The organism is Ureibacillus sp. FSL E2-3493 (assembly GCF_038077515.1).
Classification (GTDB): Bacteria; Bacillota; Bacilli; order Bacillales_A; family Planococcaceae; genus Ureibacillus; species Ureibacillus halotolerans.
On sequence record NZ_JBBOPK010000001.1, the window covers coordinates 524,777 to 540,384 of the forward strand.

Genomic DNA, 15,608 nt, shown 5'->3' on the forward strand with positions numbered 1-15,608 from the left:
AGAGTAGGCAGATTTTTCTTTCTAAAGTCATAGAGACAGAATAACCATATTATAAATTTTCGTTTTGTTGTTTAATTTCGTCCGCACCGATTGAAATATTCACAGCCTCATACTCTTTATGCTTATTTACAGAGTTCTCAATGGCATTTTCTAAGTTAGAATTCGTTTCAATCGTAAATTCCTTCTTTTTTGGTGCCGTTGTAGGGTAATTATCCTTTTTTTCCAAGTTGTATCACTCCTTTATAAAAGTTTTTGCTGGAGTAGATGAACTTATACATATGGCAATTTCAAAAGTAAACGGGCAAACGATTTTACTAGTTATGGTAATTAAAGTTTTACGAAATGGTTATAGTAGCGTTTATGGTTAAAAGAAGAAGAATTCATTTTCAGCAAAAAATTTTATAAAAAATTTTGGAACTCCACTTTTGTACACTATCACCTTCAAAACGAACCATAAAATATGGTGGTAAAGGAGGTGAATGGTATGGGTTGTGGTAATAACGTAGGAGGAGCTTATGATTACTGTAACGATTATGGCAATGTAGGAGGAGCTTATGATTACTGTAACGATTACGGTAATGTAGGAGGAGCTTACGAAGGTAAAGGCAATAGAAAGGAATTTGTCTTAATCGTTGTACTGTTTATCCTATTAATCATTGTAGGTGCTCACTTTGCTAAAAAGAAACATGATGATTGCTAATATTTCCATAGGAATGACAAAATAGGTAGTTTGACTGCCATCTCAAAATATCTATTCAATTAATCCCTTCTTAAAAAAATGTATTTTCCTTTATAAAGCACTCAATATAAGACAGCTAAAGACGAAAGACACCTAAAGAAAAATTTAGGTGTCTTTTTTATTAGAATTTTTTTGTCATTAGGACATGAGGAATGCCATCCTCCATAAAGACATCAGAAGCTGTTTCATAACCTAGCTTATGATAAAACCCTTCTGCATGGGTTTGGCCATGTAATTTTACTTTATCGACACCGTTTTCCTTTGCTATTTCTTCTAACACTTTCACAATCACTTTCCCTAAACCGTATTTACGGTAAGGTTCTAAAATGCAGATTCGCTCTAACTTCCCATAACTATCAACGAAACGAACTCGTCCTGTTCCAACAGGTTGCTCATTATAATAAACTAATATGTGTTTGCATGGGGCATCTAAAGTATCAAATTCGTCAAACTCTTCTGATAGAGGAACACCTTGCTCCTTTACAAATACTTCTTTTCTAATGTCAAAGGCAATTGATAAATCCTCTTCAGTTAATATTCTTTTTGATTCCATTTCTTTTTCAACCCTTTCTTCATAAACAAGTCATCATACAATCTATATTGAATGAATTTTGTTGTAAATTCAACAAAATTTCTTGAACTGTTTAAAAGTAAAGGGATAATACCGTGTTTATCGGTACTATCCCTTAAATCCCCTTATGTGGCCTCGCGATTGTCTGAAGATTTTCCTTTATTCATTGCAAGTATAACGATCATGATCATAATAAACAGAGTACCGAGCCATTGATAAATGCCAAAGGGTTCCTTTAACCAAAAGACCGTTGTTAAAACAGCAGCTAATGGCTCTACACTACCTAAAAGACTAGATTCTTTAGGGGCTAGGCTTTGTAAGCTTTCAATATAAAACCAAAAGGCAATCATTGTCCCGAAAATAATAACGAAAACTAAATATAAATAAGTGTCCAACGTAAAGTTGCTCAAGTTAATTTGCCAAGGCGGGTGGATAAGACTTAAAGCAATCCCTCCGATGATCATTGCCCACCCGACGATAACGAGGGAATCAAATTGCTTTAGTAAAGGAATCGCGTATAACGTATAAAAGGCTAAAGCAACACCAGATAAAAATCCCCAAATAATTGCTAGAGGAGGGACGGATAATTGGGAAAGGGAACCATTAGTTAATAAGAAAAAACAACCGAGAAGTGCTAAGGAAACGGTTAACATATCTCCCCGCGTCAATATGCTTTGTTTACGGAGTAGTAAATAAATAATAATCATAACGGGCGCTAAATATTGCAATAAAGTTGCAACAGCAGCATTGCCATGTTCAATCGATGCCATATATGTATATTGAACGCCGAGCATTCCAATTAACCCGAAAATCACTAATGGAATTGCTACTCTACGATTTTTCCAAACACGAAATATTTGGGAGCGATCCTTTGTAAAATACTGTACTCCTAACAGTAATACACCTGCTATTAGTAATCGGGTTGTTACAAGCCAATCTACATCAATAGCATATTGTTGAAAAAGCTTTTTGGAAACCGTCCCGCCAATTCCCCAAAATACCGCTCCAATTAGTACAAGAACGATTCCTTTTTGTCGATTCATCGATATTGCCACCTTCAAATATAAAAATAGTGTGATAACATTTTCTATAATAATGAAAAAATATACGAAATAATATATAGATTGAACTTAAAAATATAAGGATATTGAGGTGGTAAAATGCAAATTAAAAATTTTACCGTGGACGAAAGTTTAAAAGAGTTAACCGAACATCGTACCGTCGTGTTACCGATGGCATGTTATGAAACGACGATTAACGATAATATTAATGGATTTATACCGCTTCATTGGCATGAAGAATTTCAGTTCGTTGTCGTTATAAAAGGGGAAGCTATGTTTCAAATAAATGAAGATAAAATCATTGTTCGGGAAGGGGAAGGGATTTTTATCAATACTGGTTGTTTACACATGGCAAAAGATCAAAAGGGTACGGGTTGTGTTTATATTTGTTTAAACGTTTCACCAAGTTTCGTATTGTCCCATGAACTTTATGCCCATTTTGTAGACCCATATATTCATGCAACAAATATTCCTTATTTACGGCTGTCTCCAAAGGAGTTATGGGCATATCAAATTTTACAATCAATCAAGGAAATTTCGGGGATTATTAAAGAAAAGGCCACCTATTATGAAATAGATATTAGCATGCAGTTAACATCCATATGGAAAAATTTAATTAAAAACGGTGTACCGTTAGAGTACGAACAGAAGGAAGCGTTAAAAAATGAGCGGATGAAGGAAATGCTCAATTGGATTCATCAACATTATGCAGAAAAAATTTTATTGGAAGATATTGCGCAAGCTGGTCATTTAAGTCGCTCTGAATGTTGTCGCTACTTCAAACGTTATTTAAAGAAAACGCCTTTGAGTTACGTAACCGATTATCGGATTCAGAAAAGCTTCATTCTACTTCAACAATCGCACCTTAATGTTACAGACGTAGCCTATCTAGTAGGCTTCAATAGTACAAGCTACTTCATTGAACAATTTAAAAAATCTATGAAAATAACACCGCTAGCCTATAAGAAGATGAAAACGAATTGAACTATGTTTGAAATAGGATGGGCAATACAATTAAAAAAGTGAAGTAGTAACTTATTTTGAATGGTCACCACTCTTTTTTCGCTTATTAGGATGAAAAGTGGCATAATGTATAGATTAAACATAAAAAGGATGACTAAATGAGACAGTTAAGAGAAGTACGATTACAATCTAAAGCAATTAAAGATATTACAAATGGTTATCCTTTAATTTTAAAAGATGCGATTGAACCTTCCACAAGTGAGATGGACGAGGGAAGTTTATTACACTTAGTTGATAAAAATGGTGGTTATATTGCAACAGGGTATTACGGTATGCAAAATAAAGGCATTGGCTGGGTCTTAACCCGAAAGGAAAAGGAACAAATTGATAAAAAGTTTTTTGCCAAAAAGATAAGTGAAGCGGTAGCTAAACGGGCAAACCTTTATACATCAGAAGATACAACTGCCTTCCGTGTTTTTAATGGTGAAGGGGATGGAATTGGTGGTTTAACAATCGATTTCTTCAACGGTTTTTATATGGTGAGCTGGTATAGTGAAGGAATTTATTCGTTTAAAGAGGACATCTATCAAGCCCTTGATGAAGTAGTCAATACGCGTGGAGTTTATGAAAAATTACGGTTTCATACAAATGGCCAATATGTGGGACAAGATGATTACGTGTCAGGGGAAAAAGGTGAATTTCCATTAATTATTTTGGAAAATAAGATGAAGTATGCGGTAGATTTAAATGATGGTGCCATGACAGGAATTTTCTTAGATCAGCGGAATGTTCGAAAAGCTTTGCATGATCACTCTAATGGGAAAACCGTGCTGAATACTTTTTCTTATACGGGTGCCTTTTCTGTAGCGGCAGCACTTGGTGGTTCGTTAGGAACAACAAGTGTAGACTTGGCGAAACGTAGCTTACCAAAAACGATTGAGCAATTCCAGGTGAATGATATCAATCATGAATCCCAGGACATTAAAGTCATGAATGTCTTTGATTACTTTAGTTATGCAGCACGTCATCAGTTGAAATTTGATATTGTCGTATTGGATCCGCCAAGCTTTGCCCGTACGAAAAAAATGACGTTCAGTACGGCAAAGGATTATCCTAAGCTATTAAAAGATGCGTTGGACATTACAAATGAAGGCGGTACGATTATTGCATCAACGAATAACGCAAGCTTTAATATGAAAAAGTTTAAAACATTTATTGATAAAGCGTTCAAGGAAAAAAATACTCGCTACAAAATTATAGAAGAGTATCAGTTGCCAGAGGATTTTACGGTACCACATAACTTTCCTGAATTTAATTATTTAAAAGTTGTCATTATAAAAGTAATGAACTAAGGATGTGAAAATGTGAAATATAATAAAAAGGCAATGACGAAATTGATTAACCAACACCGGGAACTGCATAATGAGTTAAAGAAAATAAAAGTAGAAATGGGCCTAGAGAAAAACTTAGCAATAAAAACGCTATTTCACTCAATGGTCGCTGATAATGGCCCATATATGAAGGAATATCAAGAATTAGAACGTATGCAATAATAAAACCCTCTGTTTCAGTTAAACAATGAAACAGGGGGGTTTTTTAGGGAAATATAAAATTTTAAAAGAAATCTACTCATACAAGTATTTATACTTTATTTATTTTTGTTGTAACGCCTTACTTGCGACTCATAGTAAGTTAATATTAGATACTACGCTATAGCAAGTAGTTTTAAAGTAATTGCCTCTATTCACTTGCATGTAAGGAAAACAATTCAATAATAGGGTAGCTTCGGATATAATGATGAATTAAAGGGGGTGCTTACTGATGGGGAATCATAAACGATTTTCTAGTACTTCTTCCACTCATGCAAAGCCTATTATTGGAAAGGCGATACTTTGCATGGGGCGAAACATTTAATTTATCGCTTTATAAGCTTTTCTAATATGCTGGCTTTGCACCTTATTTTTTCCAAAATTGAAATAAGGGGCGAGCAATATTGAAGTATACGAACGCAAACAAAATTTTACCTGAAAAGCTCATTAACGAAATTCAAAAATATGTCCAAGGAGAAACCATTTATATTCCAAAGCAAGAAACGGAGTATGAGAAATGGGGAGCTCGAAGTGGAGGAAGGCGGTTACTTGATCGCCGTAATGCTGCTATTCGAAATGCTTTTATTAGCGGCAGCAGTATTCAACAATTGGCAGAGGAATATTATCTTTCCATTGAAACGATTAAAAAAATTGTGTATTCACATAAAAAGTAAATGAACGGCACTGGTGAAAAGTAATTCATCAGTGCCGTTTTATGTAAAAAACGTTTCTAAATGATTTTTTCCATATAACTACTTTACGGTTCTGTTTAAAATAAATGGAAAGATAGTATAAGTGATTGGAGAAATACAAATGACTGAAAAATTTATTAAAAATGAACAGTTAAACTTTATAAAAAAGCAAATTACATTTATTAAGGACAGCAAGAACAAGAATGTTCCAAAAAATGTATTAGCAACTGTAATCGACCTAGCGAATGCTAAAATCATGGATTTATTTCCCCATTTATCAGATGAACAAAGTGAAATGCTCGACGTTTCCAAACTGAAAACAGAATCGGACTATGAACAATACATTCAGCATCTTTCGGAATATTTGCTTCCATTCCCAATAATGACGGAGCAGCAATTAAAAAAAATGTTCCCAAAACAAAAAAAATTAAAGTTGCCGGATTTATCGAATATCGATCATCGTCAGCTAACCTATTTAAGCTGGAACGACTTAAGATCCAATAGAAAAATAATCATCTATGAATTAGAAGGGAAAATGGTTGGTATTGAATGCGAATTTTCATCGACTACTAAAAAAAATCTTTGTTCCTTCTGTAATTGTTTTGGTGAAGTTTCCCAAATTTCTACGGTAACGAAAACGAAGAAAACAAAAAATCCAGATTATTATCGATCAATTGGCAACTATATTTGTGCCGATGGTAGTGAATGTAATAAAAAAATGACGAATGTAGATTATTTAGAGGGCTTTTTAAAAGACTCACTAGGAATATAACTATTTTCACAATCAGGAAATGGTGTCTGATGCAGGCATCATTTTTTATTTTGCTCTTTCGTTAATAAAAAATTTTTTCATTTTTTTAATATAAGGAAATTTTAACTTTTAGATTGAATTATCTCTCCGATATCCAAAATCGTTTTGAACATAATGAATCGAACAGTTATTTCTAAATATTAAATAGCTTGTACATCAGACATAAAAATTCTCTATTTTACAATAAAAATTCTGTTTTAATCAATTTATTTGTTGAAAACGGTTTGACTATAATATTCAGAAAATATAAAATATTAATATATAGTAACAGTTACCGCAAATGCGTAAAGGGGTGTGTTGTTTTGAAATTACCAACGGTTCAATTTACAAAAGAACAGGAGAGGTTTCGGGAAGAGGTTCGTGCTTTCCTACAAGACGAGTTGAGTAAGGGGACATTTCAAACGAAATGCGATTCCTGGTTAAGTGGCTGTGATGCCAATTTTTCGAAGCTAGTGGCAGAAAAAGGATGGATCGGCATGACGTGGCCTAAAAAATATGGGGGTGGGGAGCGTAGTTCGATTGATCGCTATATTTTAACGGAAGAATTTTTAGCCTTTGGAGCTCCCGTTGCGGCCCATTGGTTTGCAGATCGCCAAACGGGTCCTCTTTTATTACGATTCGGTACAGAAGAACAAAGAAATTTCTTCTTGCCTAAAATTGTAAAAGGGGAATGCTTCTTTGCGATTGGGCTTAGTGAACCGAATAGTGGTTCTGATTTAGCGTCCGTGAAAACGAGAGCTGAAAAAGTAGAAGGTGGCTGGGTTGTGAATGGTGCCAAGACGTGGAGCAGTAATGCCCAACATGCCCACTATATGGTGACCCTCGTTCGTACAGAACCTGTTTCCGAGAAGAAGCATTCCGGTCTTAGCCAATTAATTATCGATTTAAATTCTGAAGGAGTAACAATTTCACCTATTCGTTATTTGACTGGGGAACATCATTTTAATGATGTATTTTTTGATAACGTGTTTGTGCCGGATGAAATGGTTGTCGGAACGTTAGGAAATGGTTGGGCACAAGGTTTAGCTGAACTAGCATATGAACGAAGTGGCCCAGAAAGGATATTAAGTACCTTCCCATTATTAAATGAAGCAATTGAAGAATTAAAACGACAGCACAATCTAGAAGGTTTAGCGGAAGCTTCTAAACTAGTAGCTGAATTATGGAGCTTGCGTAATTTATCCATCGGAGTAGCCAAAGTGCTCGAAGAAGGCGGGGAAGTAATGGTACCTGCAGCCCTTGTTAAAAGTATTGGAACGAAATTTGAACAAAAAGTTCCTGAAGTCGTTCGTCTTTTAATGGATGTTTATCCACAACTACAAGCGGAACAGAAAATGAATAGATTCCTAGCAGAGTCTATTCTTCATGCACCAGGCTTTACAATCCGTGGTGGAACATCAGAAGTACTATACGGCATTATCGCGAAAGGAGTGATTGCAGGATGAGCGAAATGAAAGACATGATTGTCGATGTTGTTGAAAAAATACTCAATGATAAGGTTGAAAAGGAAATGGTCGATCTTTTAGAAGAAAATACGTGGCCCCAACATATATGGGACATTATGTTGGAGAATGAGCTGCAACAAGTAGCTGTTCGAGAAGAGCATGGCGGAGCTGGAGGAGATTATGAAGATCTATTTCATTTATACCGATTAATGGGGAAATATGCAGCTCCTATTCCTTTTGTTGAGCATACTTTTGCCAATGTCGTACTGGAAAATGCCAATATTCACCCAATGAATGAATTAACGACAGTCCATTTACACGCAAACCCTTTAGCCATCGTAAACGGAAAAGTTTCAGGAGCCCTACACTATGTTCCGTGGGCGAGATATGCGAAGAAACTTGTAACTTTAGCTTCAGAGCAAGGAACAGAGTTTATCGTATTGCTAGATTTAAAGGATGCTCAAATAAAACATGAAATGAACGTTGCAGCAGAACCACGGGACCATGTTACCTTTACCGATGCAGCTGTTGTAACATGCCAATCTATTACACAAGAACAATTTACGTTCCTTCAAAAATTACAGACGATTGCTACCATTTGTAAAATGACTGGTGCGATAGATCGGGCATTTGAATTATCAGTCCAATTTAGTAAAGAGCGGGAACAGTTTGGTCGTCCGATTCATCGTTTTCAATTAGTTCAGCAACATTTAGCTACTTTAGCTGGAGAACAGGCGTTAACGGCAGCGGCGATGGAAAACGTCATCGCTCTATTACAACAAGGGGAAGTCCATGATGAAGTAGCCTTTGCCAGATTAAAAATAGAAGACTCCAGTCGAATCGTTGCTACTTCAGCCCACCAAGTACATGCCGCGTTAGGTGTTACCCATGAACACCGATTACATCACTATACACGCCGATTATGGGCATGGCGTGACGAAGATTACACAGGCCGTTTTTGGAAAAAAGAACTGGCGAATAAATGGTTACAATCGTCAGCAACTTTATGGGAACAGTTAACAACGAAGAAACAAATGGAACATATTTAAGGGGGATGCATATGCCGGATTTATTATTTGAAGTAAAGGACTCTATTGCCACGATTACGTTAAACCGGCCTGAAAGCTACAATGCCTTCAGTGAAGAAATGATTGTAAACTGGATAGCGGCATTAGAAGAAATAAGGGATCGGGATGAAATTCGAGTTGTCCTGCTAAAGGGGAATGGCAAATCCTTTTGTGCTGGCGGGGATGTTAAAGCGATGGTTGCCGGTAAAGGGTTCTATGAAAGTAAAGAGGATACGACTTCTACAGCCCTTGCTCGAAAGAACTCCCTTTGGAAAAAAATACAACGAATCCCGTTGCTTTTAGAGGAGATTGATAAGCCGGTCATTTGCCAAATGCATGGATATGCTATGGGGGCTGGTCTCGATATGGCCTTAATGTGCGATATTCGAATTGCTGCAGAATCTGCTAAGTTTGCAGAAAGTTATATTAATGTAGGGATTGTGCCAGGAGATGGAGGCGCTTACTTTTTACCGAAACTAGTCGGAATCGATCAGGCGTTGGATATGTTATGGACGGCGCGAATCCTAACGGCGGAGGAAGCAAAAGAAAAAGGATTGGTCACTTTTGTTGTACCAGATGGGGAACTGGACACATTTGTGCAATCTTATGTGGAAAAGTTAAGTAAAGGTCCACAGGAAGCGATTCGAATTATTAAACGGGCGATTTATCAAAGCCAGACGATGAGTCTACGATCTTCATTAGACTATATTTCTTCTAAAATGGGAATCGTAACGGAATTGCCAGATCATAAAGAAGGGGTTAATGCAGTGTTGGAAAAACGCAAAGCTGTCTTTAAATAAGCAGTTAAAGGGGAAATGGGGATGAAACGTAACCTTTTCGTAACGGTACTGTTATGTCTAGGTCTTTTAATGGGGTGTCAAAGTAATGTGGAACGGTATGGGGAGCCGCTTATTTTCACAACAGGTACAACAACAGGGGTATTTTATTCCTTAGGGGCAGGTCTTTCAACATTATGGACAAAAGAGATGGAACAGCTTGTTGCTTCCCAAGCATCGAATGGCAGTGTGGAAAATTTAAATTTAATGAGCAAAGGGGAAGCCAATTTAGCATTCACTACAGTGAATATTGCCTATGATGCATATAACGGGGAAGGTTCCTTTAAAGGAAAACAATACGATGGAGTTCGAATTTTAGCCAATCTTTACCCGAACGTCAGTCATATTGTAGTAGTTGATGATGAAGATATTCAATCCATTGAAGATTTGAAGGGGAAAAGTTTTGTTTTTGGTGCTGCCGGTAGCTCTACTGAATTAGAATCGAAGCTTGTTCTTGAAGCCCATGGTGTAAGCATTGATGATGTGAATGCCAATTATGTCGGGTTTACGGAAGCGACGGATTTAATCAGAAACGGTCAAGTCGATGGGGTAAATATTTATTCTGGGGTACCTGCAGCGGCAACGACCGAATTAATTTCAACAATTGATTCGAAGGTGCTCAGTTTTTCACCTGATGCCATCGATCAATTGGTAAAAGATTACCCGTGGAACTTTGAGTATGTCATTGAAGCAAATACGTACGATAAACAGCCAGAACCGATTACGACGGTTGGTCAATATAGCACGATTGTAATTGACGAAAGTGTTTCAGAAGATGCTGCCTATCGACTGACAAAGCTACTATGGGAAAATGTTGATGAACTAAAGAAATCCTATAGTATTGCAAATCAGTTTGATCCTCAAAAAGCAATTGAAGGTACTGCGGGTGTACCGCTTCATCCAGGGGCTGAAAAATACTATAAAGAAATTGGCATATTGGAATAGGGGGGATTCAAATGACTACGAAGGATCTAACAAATCATGATATGCAAGAGTTAATGGATTTGGAGAAGAAAAATTTAAACTCACGAAAGTATATCGGTATTTTTGGAAAGGGTATCGTAATAGTCGCAATCATTTGGACTCTATTCCAATTATATATGAGTAGTTTCGGTGTCATGGATGCAGTCAAGTTCCGAGCTTGGCATTTAGGTTTTCTTCTATTATTTAGTTTTGTCTTTTATCCGGCTACTAAAAAGAGTGTAGGATCACGGAAGCTACCGACGATCTTTGATCTTCTATGTATTGGATTATCTATATTAGTAATTTTCTATTTCCTGTTTACTTACGATGCTTTTGTACGAAGTGGTGGGGAAAATTCCACATTGGATATTTTTATCGGCGGGATCGCATTACTTCTATTATTTGAAGCAAGCCGTCGTGTTGTTGGAAAGGGATTGACGATAATCGCCCTATTCTTCTTGGCATACAATTTTTTTGGTGCTTATATACCTGGCATATTAGGGCACTATGGATTTAGTTTAGAGCGTGTCATCAATATTATGTATTGGGGAGGTCAAGGGGTATTTGGAACAGCACTAGGCGTTTCGGCGACATACATTTTTGTTTTTGTATTGTTCGGTGCTTTTCTAAAAAACAGTGGTTTTTCCGATTTCATTAACGATTTAGCTTTGACAGTTGCAGGTAGAACAGCAGGTGGCCCTGCAAAGGTAGCCGTTTTTGCAAGCGCTTTAATGGCAACCGTTAGTGGTAGCGCGGTAAGTAATGTCGTAACGACAGGTACGGTTACGATCCCTATGATGAAAAAAGCGGGCTATTCAAAGAAATTTGCCGGTGCAGTGGAAGCCGTTGCATCTACGGGCGGGTTAATTGCGCCACCTGTTATGGGGGCAGCGGCCTTTATTATGGCGGAATATCTCGGGGTACCGTATTCCGTTGTTTTACTGGCGGCCATCATCCCAGCTATCCTCTATTATTTAACGTTGTTTATGATCGTCCATTTTGAAGCGAAGAAGATGGGCTTATCAGGGATTTCCAAAGAAAATTTACCTGAAGCAAAAAAGGTGTTAAAAGAAGGCGGTCATCTTTTTATCCCTTTACTCATTCTCCTAGTGATGTTATTTGCAGGATTTTCTCCTTTGTACGCGGCAATCTTCTCGTTACTTTCTGTCGTTCCAGCTGCAGCCATTCGAAAAAGTACACGTATGAGTTTCCAACTCGTACTAGATTCGATTGTTGAAGGGGTAAAAGGTGTTATTAATGTTGGGATTGCCTGCGCCATTGTAGGGGTTGTTATTGCGACGATTACGTTAACAAGTGCCGGCTTAATAATAGGTAATAATATTCTAGGGTTTGCAGGTGAAAGCGTGCTTCTAGCTGCGTTACTGACAGCATTTATTAGTATCGTCTTAGGTATGGGGGTACCAGCAACAGCGGCCTATATTATCGTTGCGACGATTTCTGTTCCTATTTTAACGAAACTAGGTGTAGCGCCAATTGCTGCCCATATGTTTGCCTTCTATTTCGCAGCCCTATCAAGTATTACGCCTCCAGTTGCATTAGCATCCTATGCAGCAGCGGGAATTGCAGGGGAATCGGCGAATAAAGTGTCCGTTGAATCTGTTCGGTTAGGGTTAATCGGATTTATCGTTCCGTTCTTCTTTATATTCAATCCAACATTATTATTAACGGGTGGTACAGTAACCGAATATTTATTTGCAGCTATTACAGCAATAGTTGGTGGAGTCGTGCTAGCGGCGGGACTTAAAGGCTTTATGTTTAGAAAAACATTTTTAATCGAAAGAGTGTTACTTATCGTAGCAGGGATTAGTTTGATGGATACAACATTACTCGTCAATATCATTGCTTTAGTCGCTGTAGGCTGTATCGTAGCTACCCAACTTCTAATGAAGGAAAAGGCGAACCCTGTTACGACATTAATTGAAGAGTAAGGAGGGTGAAGTATGCGCCCATTAGACGGAATTCGTGTGTTAGATTTATCAAGGGTTTATGCGGCACCTGCCGGGTCTATGTTATTGGCAGATTTAGGGGCAGAGGTCATCCGAATTGAACATCCCGATGGTTCAGATAGCATGCGGGATTGGGGGCCATTTGTGAATGACCAAAGTACGTACTATCTTTGTGCCAATCGAAATAAAAAATCAATTGTATTAAATTTAAAAAAACAAGAAGATAAAGAGAAATTTTTATCTTTCGTTGCAGATGCGGATGTCGTATTAGAAAATTTTAAAACGGGCGATATGGCACGAATGGGGTTAAGTTACGAAGTATTAAAGAAAGTGAACCCTCGAATTATTTATTGTGCTGTAACGGGTTTTGGTCAAACTGGCCCCCTTGCGAATGAGCCGGGCTTCGATCCAGTAATTCAAGCAATGAGTGGTTTAATGGATGTAACCGGGGATGCGGAAGGGGAAGCGACAAAAGTCGGTGTACCTATATCAGATATTTTAACTTCTAATTATGTAGCGATAGGGATTTTAGCAGCGTTACGCTTACGGGATCAAACAAATGTAGGCCAGTTTATTGATTTGGCTCTCCTTGATGTTCAATTAAGTAGCCTTGCCAATGTATCCAGTGCTTATTTAAATGCCCATTTTGTTTCAAAACGATTAGGCAATAAACATAACAATGTTGCACCATATCAAGTATTCCCTTGCGCGGATGGACCGTTAATGTTTTGTATCGGTACAGATGCCCAATTTAAAAAGTTTTGTCATATGATCGGTCGTAAAGAATGGGCAGAAGATCCACGTTTTAAAACAAATACATTAAGAAAACAAAATGAACAAGAGTTGACGGAACTTCTACAAGAAATTACTGTTTCAAAGTCGAGGGATGAATGGTTAAGCTTATTGCAACAACATAAAATTCCTGGTGGTCGAGTTAATACAATAGAAGAAGCTTTGGAACAGCCTCAAGTAAAAGCAAGGAACTTAATCGGAGAATTGGAACATCCGGTATACGGAAAGGTGAAATTCGTTAAAAATCCATTACAACATTCAAGTTTAAACATTTCCTATGATCAAGCTCCTCCACTATTAGGAGAACATACGTCGGAATATTTAAATTCTTTGAAAGTGTAATGTTTGAATTCACTTAACAATGGGGAATAGGTTTTGTTATGATGGTTGTGCAAGGGGGAGCTTTTATGGATCAAACGACTTTTGAAAGAAATTATTTAATGAATACAGTTCAAAAAACGGTCCTTATTTTAAGAGCCTTTACAAGGGAAGAACCAAAGCTATCATTAACGGATCTTCATAAAAAAACAGGTATTGGCCTCTCAAGCTTACAACGATTTGTAGCGACACTCGTACATGAAGGGTTTCTCATAAAAGATGAAAAAACCAAACAATATCAGCTTGGCTTATCTCTATTTTATTTAGGAAAATTAGTCGAGCAGGAATCTACTATTCTCGCTATAGCAGAACCTATTTTAAAATCATTAAGTGAAAAAATAGGCGAAAGTGTTTCTATGAGCATTCTAGACGGGGATCAGCGAAGATGCATTTTGAATTACGAGAGTATTCATCAATTAACAGCGAGAAACCATGTTGGAGATACATCCCCTTTATATGCTGGGGCTTCAGCAAAGGCCATTCTTGCCTATCTACCCCAACATGAAATCGATGATTATTTGAATCGGGTAAAAAGGGTTCCGATTACCGATAATACAATAACGAATCGCGATAAACTTTTAGAGGACTTAGTAACAATTCGTAAGCTAGGCTATGTCCAAACTGAAAGTGAACGAATTATAGGGGCTTGTTCTGTAAGTGTCCCTATTATTTCTCATAGTAGACCAATCGCATCTATTGCCATTATTGTTCCGGATGTTCGATTTAACAATGAGGATACAGAAATGTATAGAGACTTCCTTTTCAATGCAAAAAGGGAGATTGAAAAGCATCTTTCATAAGTGGGATTTTTTACTGTTTTGAAAAAAGCTTGGCAAGTCGAATGCCGAGCTTTTTCTAATGAATTTTTTCAACACCATTGAACAACTCAGTGTAAAATCGTAGTGTGAATTAGATTTTAGGAGAATTAAAAAATATGCATTTTAAACAAGAATTAAAAGTTTTAGAACTTCCAAAATGGGGTCCATATTTGCGCAAGACATGGGAAAATGAATTTGCCAACCATTTATCAAAGGAAGAAAAGGAAGAGATTCATTTAAATAGTTTCTTATGGCATTTATGTAGCTGGGAAGCTGTTGATTGTGCAATGAAAGAAGAGGCTATTAAACTTTTTAATAAAGAAGCTAAAAGGAAATGTACAATCTTTTATCAATTTGTAGATGAATCTTATTTAGTAGAAAACGGGAAAGGTCTACTTATTCAAGATTTACCGTATGACCAATACCATATGGACTACGGCGATATTTACGTAATGGATTGGGAACGAAATTGGACATTCATGATGACCCATGAAGAACTATGCGGACCTTATTTCATTTCGAAAATATGAAGGTTCTCTTACTTTAGGGGAGAGCCTTCTTTATGTTCTTCTATCAATTTCATGGGGAAACAAGGCTTTTTGGAAATGTTTGTAGAATATTAAAGTAAAGTTAAGGGGAATTTTGGATAGATGGAGGGGGTAAATTGGTACTTTTATGGCAACTTTCACTATTTATTTCAATGGTTACTTTAATATTAGGAATCGAAAAAAAGTCTTGGATACTTCTATTAATTAGCACAATCACTTTCTTACCAATTGCTTACTATTTTTCGGGTTCGAATAATGTTTGGAAATTTGTAGGGATTACGCCAATTATATTACTTATTTTAACTATATTAATGTGGTTTATCAAAAAGAAAACATGGGTGTAATAAGCTAGAAGGCTCGGCATTTTA

At 36.9% G+C, this 15,608-nt stretch carries 18 protein-coding genes; 15 read left to right on the top strand and 3 right to left on the bottom strand.

Annotated features, from left to right (window positions below):
* Positions 1 to 49: 49 nt before the first annotated feature.
* Positions 50 to 226: a hypothetical protein gene (locus MHH69_RS02860; RefSeq protein ID WP_341361721.1), complete on the bottom strand. Its 177-nt coding sequence runs from the start codon at positions 224 to 226 to the stop codon at positions 50 to 52.
* A 258-nt stretch (positions 227 to 484) separates the two neighbouring features.
* Here MHH69_RS02860 and MHH69_RS02865 point away from each other — a divergent pair, with 258 nt between their 5' ends.
* Positions 485 to 700, top strand: coding sequence for a YjcZ family sporulation protein (locus tag MHH69_RS02865; RefSeq protein WP_341361722.1), 216 nt, complete (start codon positions 485 to 487; stop codon positions 698 to 700).
* A gap of 160 nt (positions 701 to 860) precedes the next feature.
* Here the strand turns inward: MHH69_RS02865 and MHH69_RS02870 are convergent, their stop codons facing one another.
* Both MHH69_RS02870 and MHH69_RS02875 read right to left on the bottom strand, forming a co-directional pair.
* On the bottom strand, positions 861 to 1,292 hold the full coding sequence (locus MHH69_RS02870) for a GNAT family N-acetyltransferase (protein ID WP_122970754.1): 432 nt from the start codon (positions 1,290 to 1,292) through the stop codon (positions 861 to 863).
* A 143-nt stretch (positions 1,293 to 1,435) separates the two neighbouring features.
* The gene (locus MHH69_RS02875; protein WP_122970753.1) at positions 1,436 to 2,353 is read right to left on the bottom strand and encodes an EamA family transporter; all 918 of its coding nucleotides are present in this window, start codon (positions 2,351 to 2,353) and stop codon (positions 1,436 to 1,438) included.
* Positions 2,354 to 2,470: 117 nt separating this feature from the next.
* Between MHH69_RS02875 and MHH69_RS02880 the strand changes: the two genes are divergently transcribed.
* The 14 genes from MHH69_RS02880 to MHH69_RS02945 all read left to right on the top strand — a co-directional run bounded on the left by MHH69_RS02880 (position 2,471) and on the right by MHH69_RS02945 (position 15,584).
* Positions 2,471 to 3,355: an AraC family transcriptional regulator gene (locus MHH69_RS02880; RefSeq protein WP_122970752.1), complete on the top strand. Its 885-nt coding sequence runs from the start codon at positions 2,471 to 2,473 to the stop codon at positions 3,353 to 3,355.
* Between the two features lie 137 nt (positions 3,356 to 3,492).
* Entirely contained in the window at positions 3,493 to 4,686 is a 1,194-nt protein-coding gene (locus tag MHH69_RS02885; protein ID WP_122970751.1) for a class I SAM-dependent rRNA methyltransferase, read from the top strand.
* Positions 4,687 to 4,698: 12 nt separating this feature from the next.
* Complete coding sequence (locus MHH69_RS02890) at positions 4,699 to 4,887, top strand: hypothetical protein (RefSeq protein ID WP_122970750.1); 189 nt, start codon at positions 4,699 to 4,701, stop codon at positions 4,885 to 4,887.
* Positions 4,888 to 5,327: 440 nt separating this feature from the next.
* A complete protein-coding gene (locus tag MHH69_RS02895; protein ID WP_122970749.1) occupies positions 5,328 to 5,597 on the top strand; it encodes a CD3324 family protein in 270 nt (89 codons plus the stop codon).
* 139 nt (positions 5,598 to 5,736) lie between these two features.
* Positions 5,737 to 6,387 carry a FusB/FusC family EF-G-binding protein gene (locus tag MHH69_RS02900; RefSeq protein ID WP_341361723.1) on the top strand — a complete coding sequence of 217 codons (651 nt, stop codon included), beginning with the start codon at positions 5,737 to 5,739 and terminating at the stop codon, positions 6,385 to 6,387.
* 341 nt (positions 6,388 to 6,728) lie between these two features.
* Entirely contained in the window at positions 6,729 to 7,871 is a 1,143-nt protein-coding gene (locus MHH69_RS02905; protein WP_122970747.1) for an acyl-CoA dehydrogenase family protein, read from the top strand.
* A complete protein-coding gene (locus MHH69_RS02910) occupies positions 7,868 to 8,920 on the top strand; it encodes an acyl-CoA dehydrogenase family protein (RefSeq protein WP_341361724.1) in 1,053 nt (350 codons plus the stop codon). Before MHH69_RS02905 ends, MHH69_RS02910 begins: the two co-directional genes overlap by 4 nt.
* Before the next feature lie 11 nt (positions 8,921 to 8,931).
* Positions 8,932 to 9,738: an enoyl-CoA hydratase/isomerase family protein gene (locus MHH69_RS02915; protein WP_122970745.1), complete on the top strand. Its 807-nt coding sequence runs from the start codon at positions 8,932 to 8,934 to the stop codon at positions 9,736 to 9,738.
* 21 nt (positions 9,739 to 9,759) lie between these two features.
* Entirely contained in the window at positions 9,760 to 10,719 is a 960-nt protein-coding gene (locus tag MHH69_RS02920) for a TAXI family TRAP transporter solute-binding subunit (RefSeq protein ID WP_158599662.1), read from the top strand.
* A gap of 11 nt (positions 10,720 to 10,730) precedes the next feature.
* Positions 10,731 to 12,686, top strand: coding sequence for a TRAP transporter permease (locus MHH69_RS02925; RefSeq protein WP_122970743.1), 1,956 nt, complete (start codon positions 10,731 to 10,733; stop codon positions 12,684 to 12,686).
* Positions 12,687 to 12,698: 12 nt separating this feature from the next.
* Positions 12,699 to 13,838 carry a CaiB/BaiF CoA transferase family protein gene (locus MHH69_RS02930; protein WP_122970742.1) on the top strand — a complete coding sequence of 380 codons (1,140 nt, stop codon included), beginning with the start codon at positions 12,699 to 12,701 and terminating at the stop codon, positions 13,836 to 13,838.
* Positions 13,839 to 13,903: 65 nt separating this feature from the next.
* Positions 13,904 to 14,674: an IclR family transcriptional regulator gene (locus MHH69_RS02935; RefSeq protein WP_122970741.1), complete on the top strand. Its 771-nt coding sequence runs from the start codon at positions 13,904 to 13,906 to the stop codon at positions 14,672 to 14,674.
* Between the two features lie 134 nt (positions 14,675 to 14,808).
* The gene (locus MHH69_RS02940; protein WP_341361725.1) at positions 14,809 to 15,222 is read left to right on the top strand and encodes a DUF4275 family protein; all 414 of its coding nucleotides are present in this window, start codon (positions 14,809 to 14,811) and stop codon (positions 15,220 to 15,222) included.
* 134 nt (positions 15,223 to 15,356) lie between these two features.
* Positions 15,357 to 15,584, top strand: a complete 228-nt coding sequence (locus tag MHH69_RS02945; RefSeq protein ID WP_341361726.1) for a hypothetical protein — start codon at positions 15,357 to 15,359, stop codon at positions 15,582 to 15,584.
* The last annotated feature ends 24 nt before the right edge of the window (positions 15,585 to 15,608 follow it).

Excerpts from the sequence above, each read along its gene's own strand:
- MHH69_RS02865 (WP_341361722.1), top strand. The coding sequence starts at position 485 with ATGGGTTGTGGTAATAACGTAGGAGGAGCTTATGATTACTGTAACGAT.
- MHH69_RS02870 (WP_122970754.1), bottom strand. The coding sequence starts at position 1,292 with ATGGAATCAAAAAGAATATTAACTGAAGAGGATTTATCAATTGCCTTT.
- MHH69_RS02875 (WP_122970753.1), bottom strand. The coding sequence starts at position 2,353 with ATGAATCGACAAAAAGGAATCGTTCTTGTACTAATTGGAGCGGTATTT.
- MHH69_RS02880 (WP_122970752.1), top strand. The coding sequence starts at position 2,471 with ATGCAAATTAAAAATTTTACCGTGGACGAAAGTTTAAAAGAGTTAACC.
- MHH69_RS02885 (WP_122970751.1), top strand. The coding sequence starts at position 3,493 with ATGAGACAGTTAAGAGAAGTACGATTACAATCTAAAGCAATTAAAGAT.
- MHH69_RS02900 (WP_341361723.1), top strand. The coding sequence starts at position 5,737 with ATGACTGAAAAATTTATTAAAAATGAACAGTTAAACTTTATAAAAAAG.
- MHH69_RS02910 (WP_341361724.1), top strand. The coding sequence starts at position 7,868 with ATGAGCGAAATGAAAGACATGATTGTCGATGTTGTTGAAAAAATACTC.
- MHH69_RS02915 (WP_122970745.1), top strand. The coding sequence starts at position 8,932 with ATGCCGGATTTATTATTTGAAGTAAAGGACTCTATTGCCACGATTACG.
- MHH69_RS02920 (WP_158599662.1), top strand. The coding sequence starts at position 9,760 with ATGAAACGTAACCTTTTCGTAACGGTACTGTTATGTCTAGGTCTTTTA.
- MHH69_RS02925 (WP_122970743.1), top strand. The coding sequence starts at position 10,731 with ATGACTACGAAGGATCTAACAAATCATGATATGCAAGAGTTAATGGAT.
- MHH69_RS02930 (WP_122970742.1), top strand. The coding sequence starts at position 12,699 with ATGCGCCCATTAGACGGAATTCGTGTGTTAGATTTATCAAGGGTTTAT.
- MHH69_RS02935 (WP_122970741.1), top strand. The coding sequence starts at position 13,904 with ATGGATCAAACGACTTTTGAAAGAAATTATTTAATGAATACAGTTCAA.
- MHH69_RS02940 (WP_341361725.1), top strand. The coding sequence starts at position 14,809 with ATGCATTTTAAACAAGAATTAAAAGTTTTAGAACTTCCAAAATGGGGT.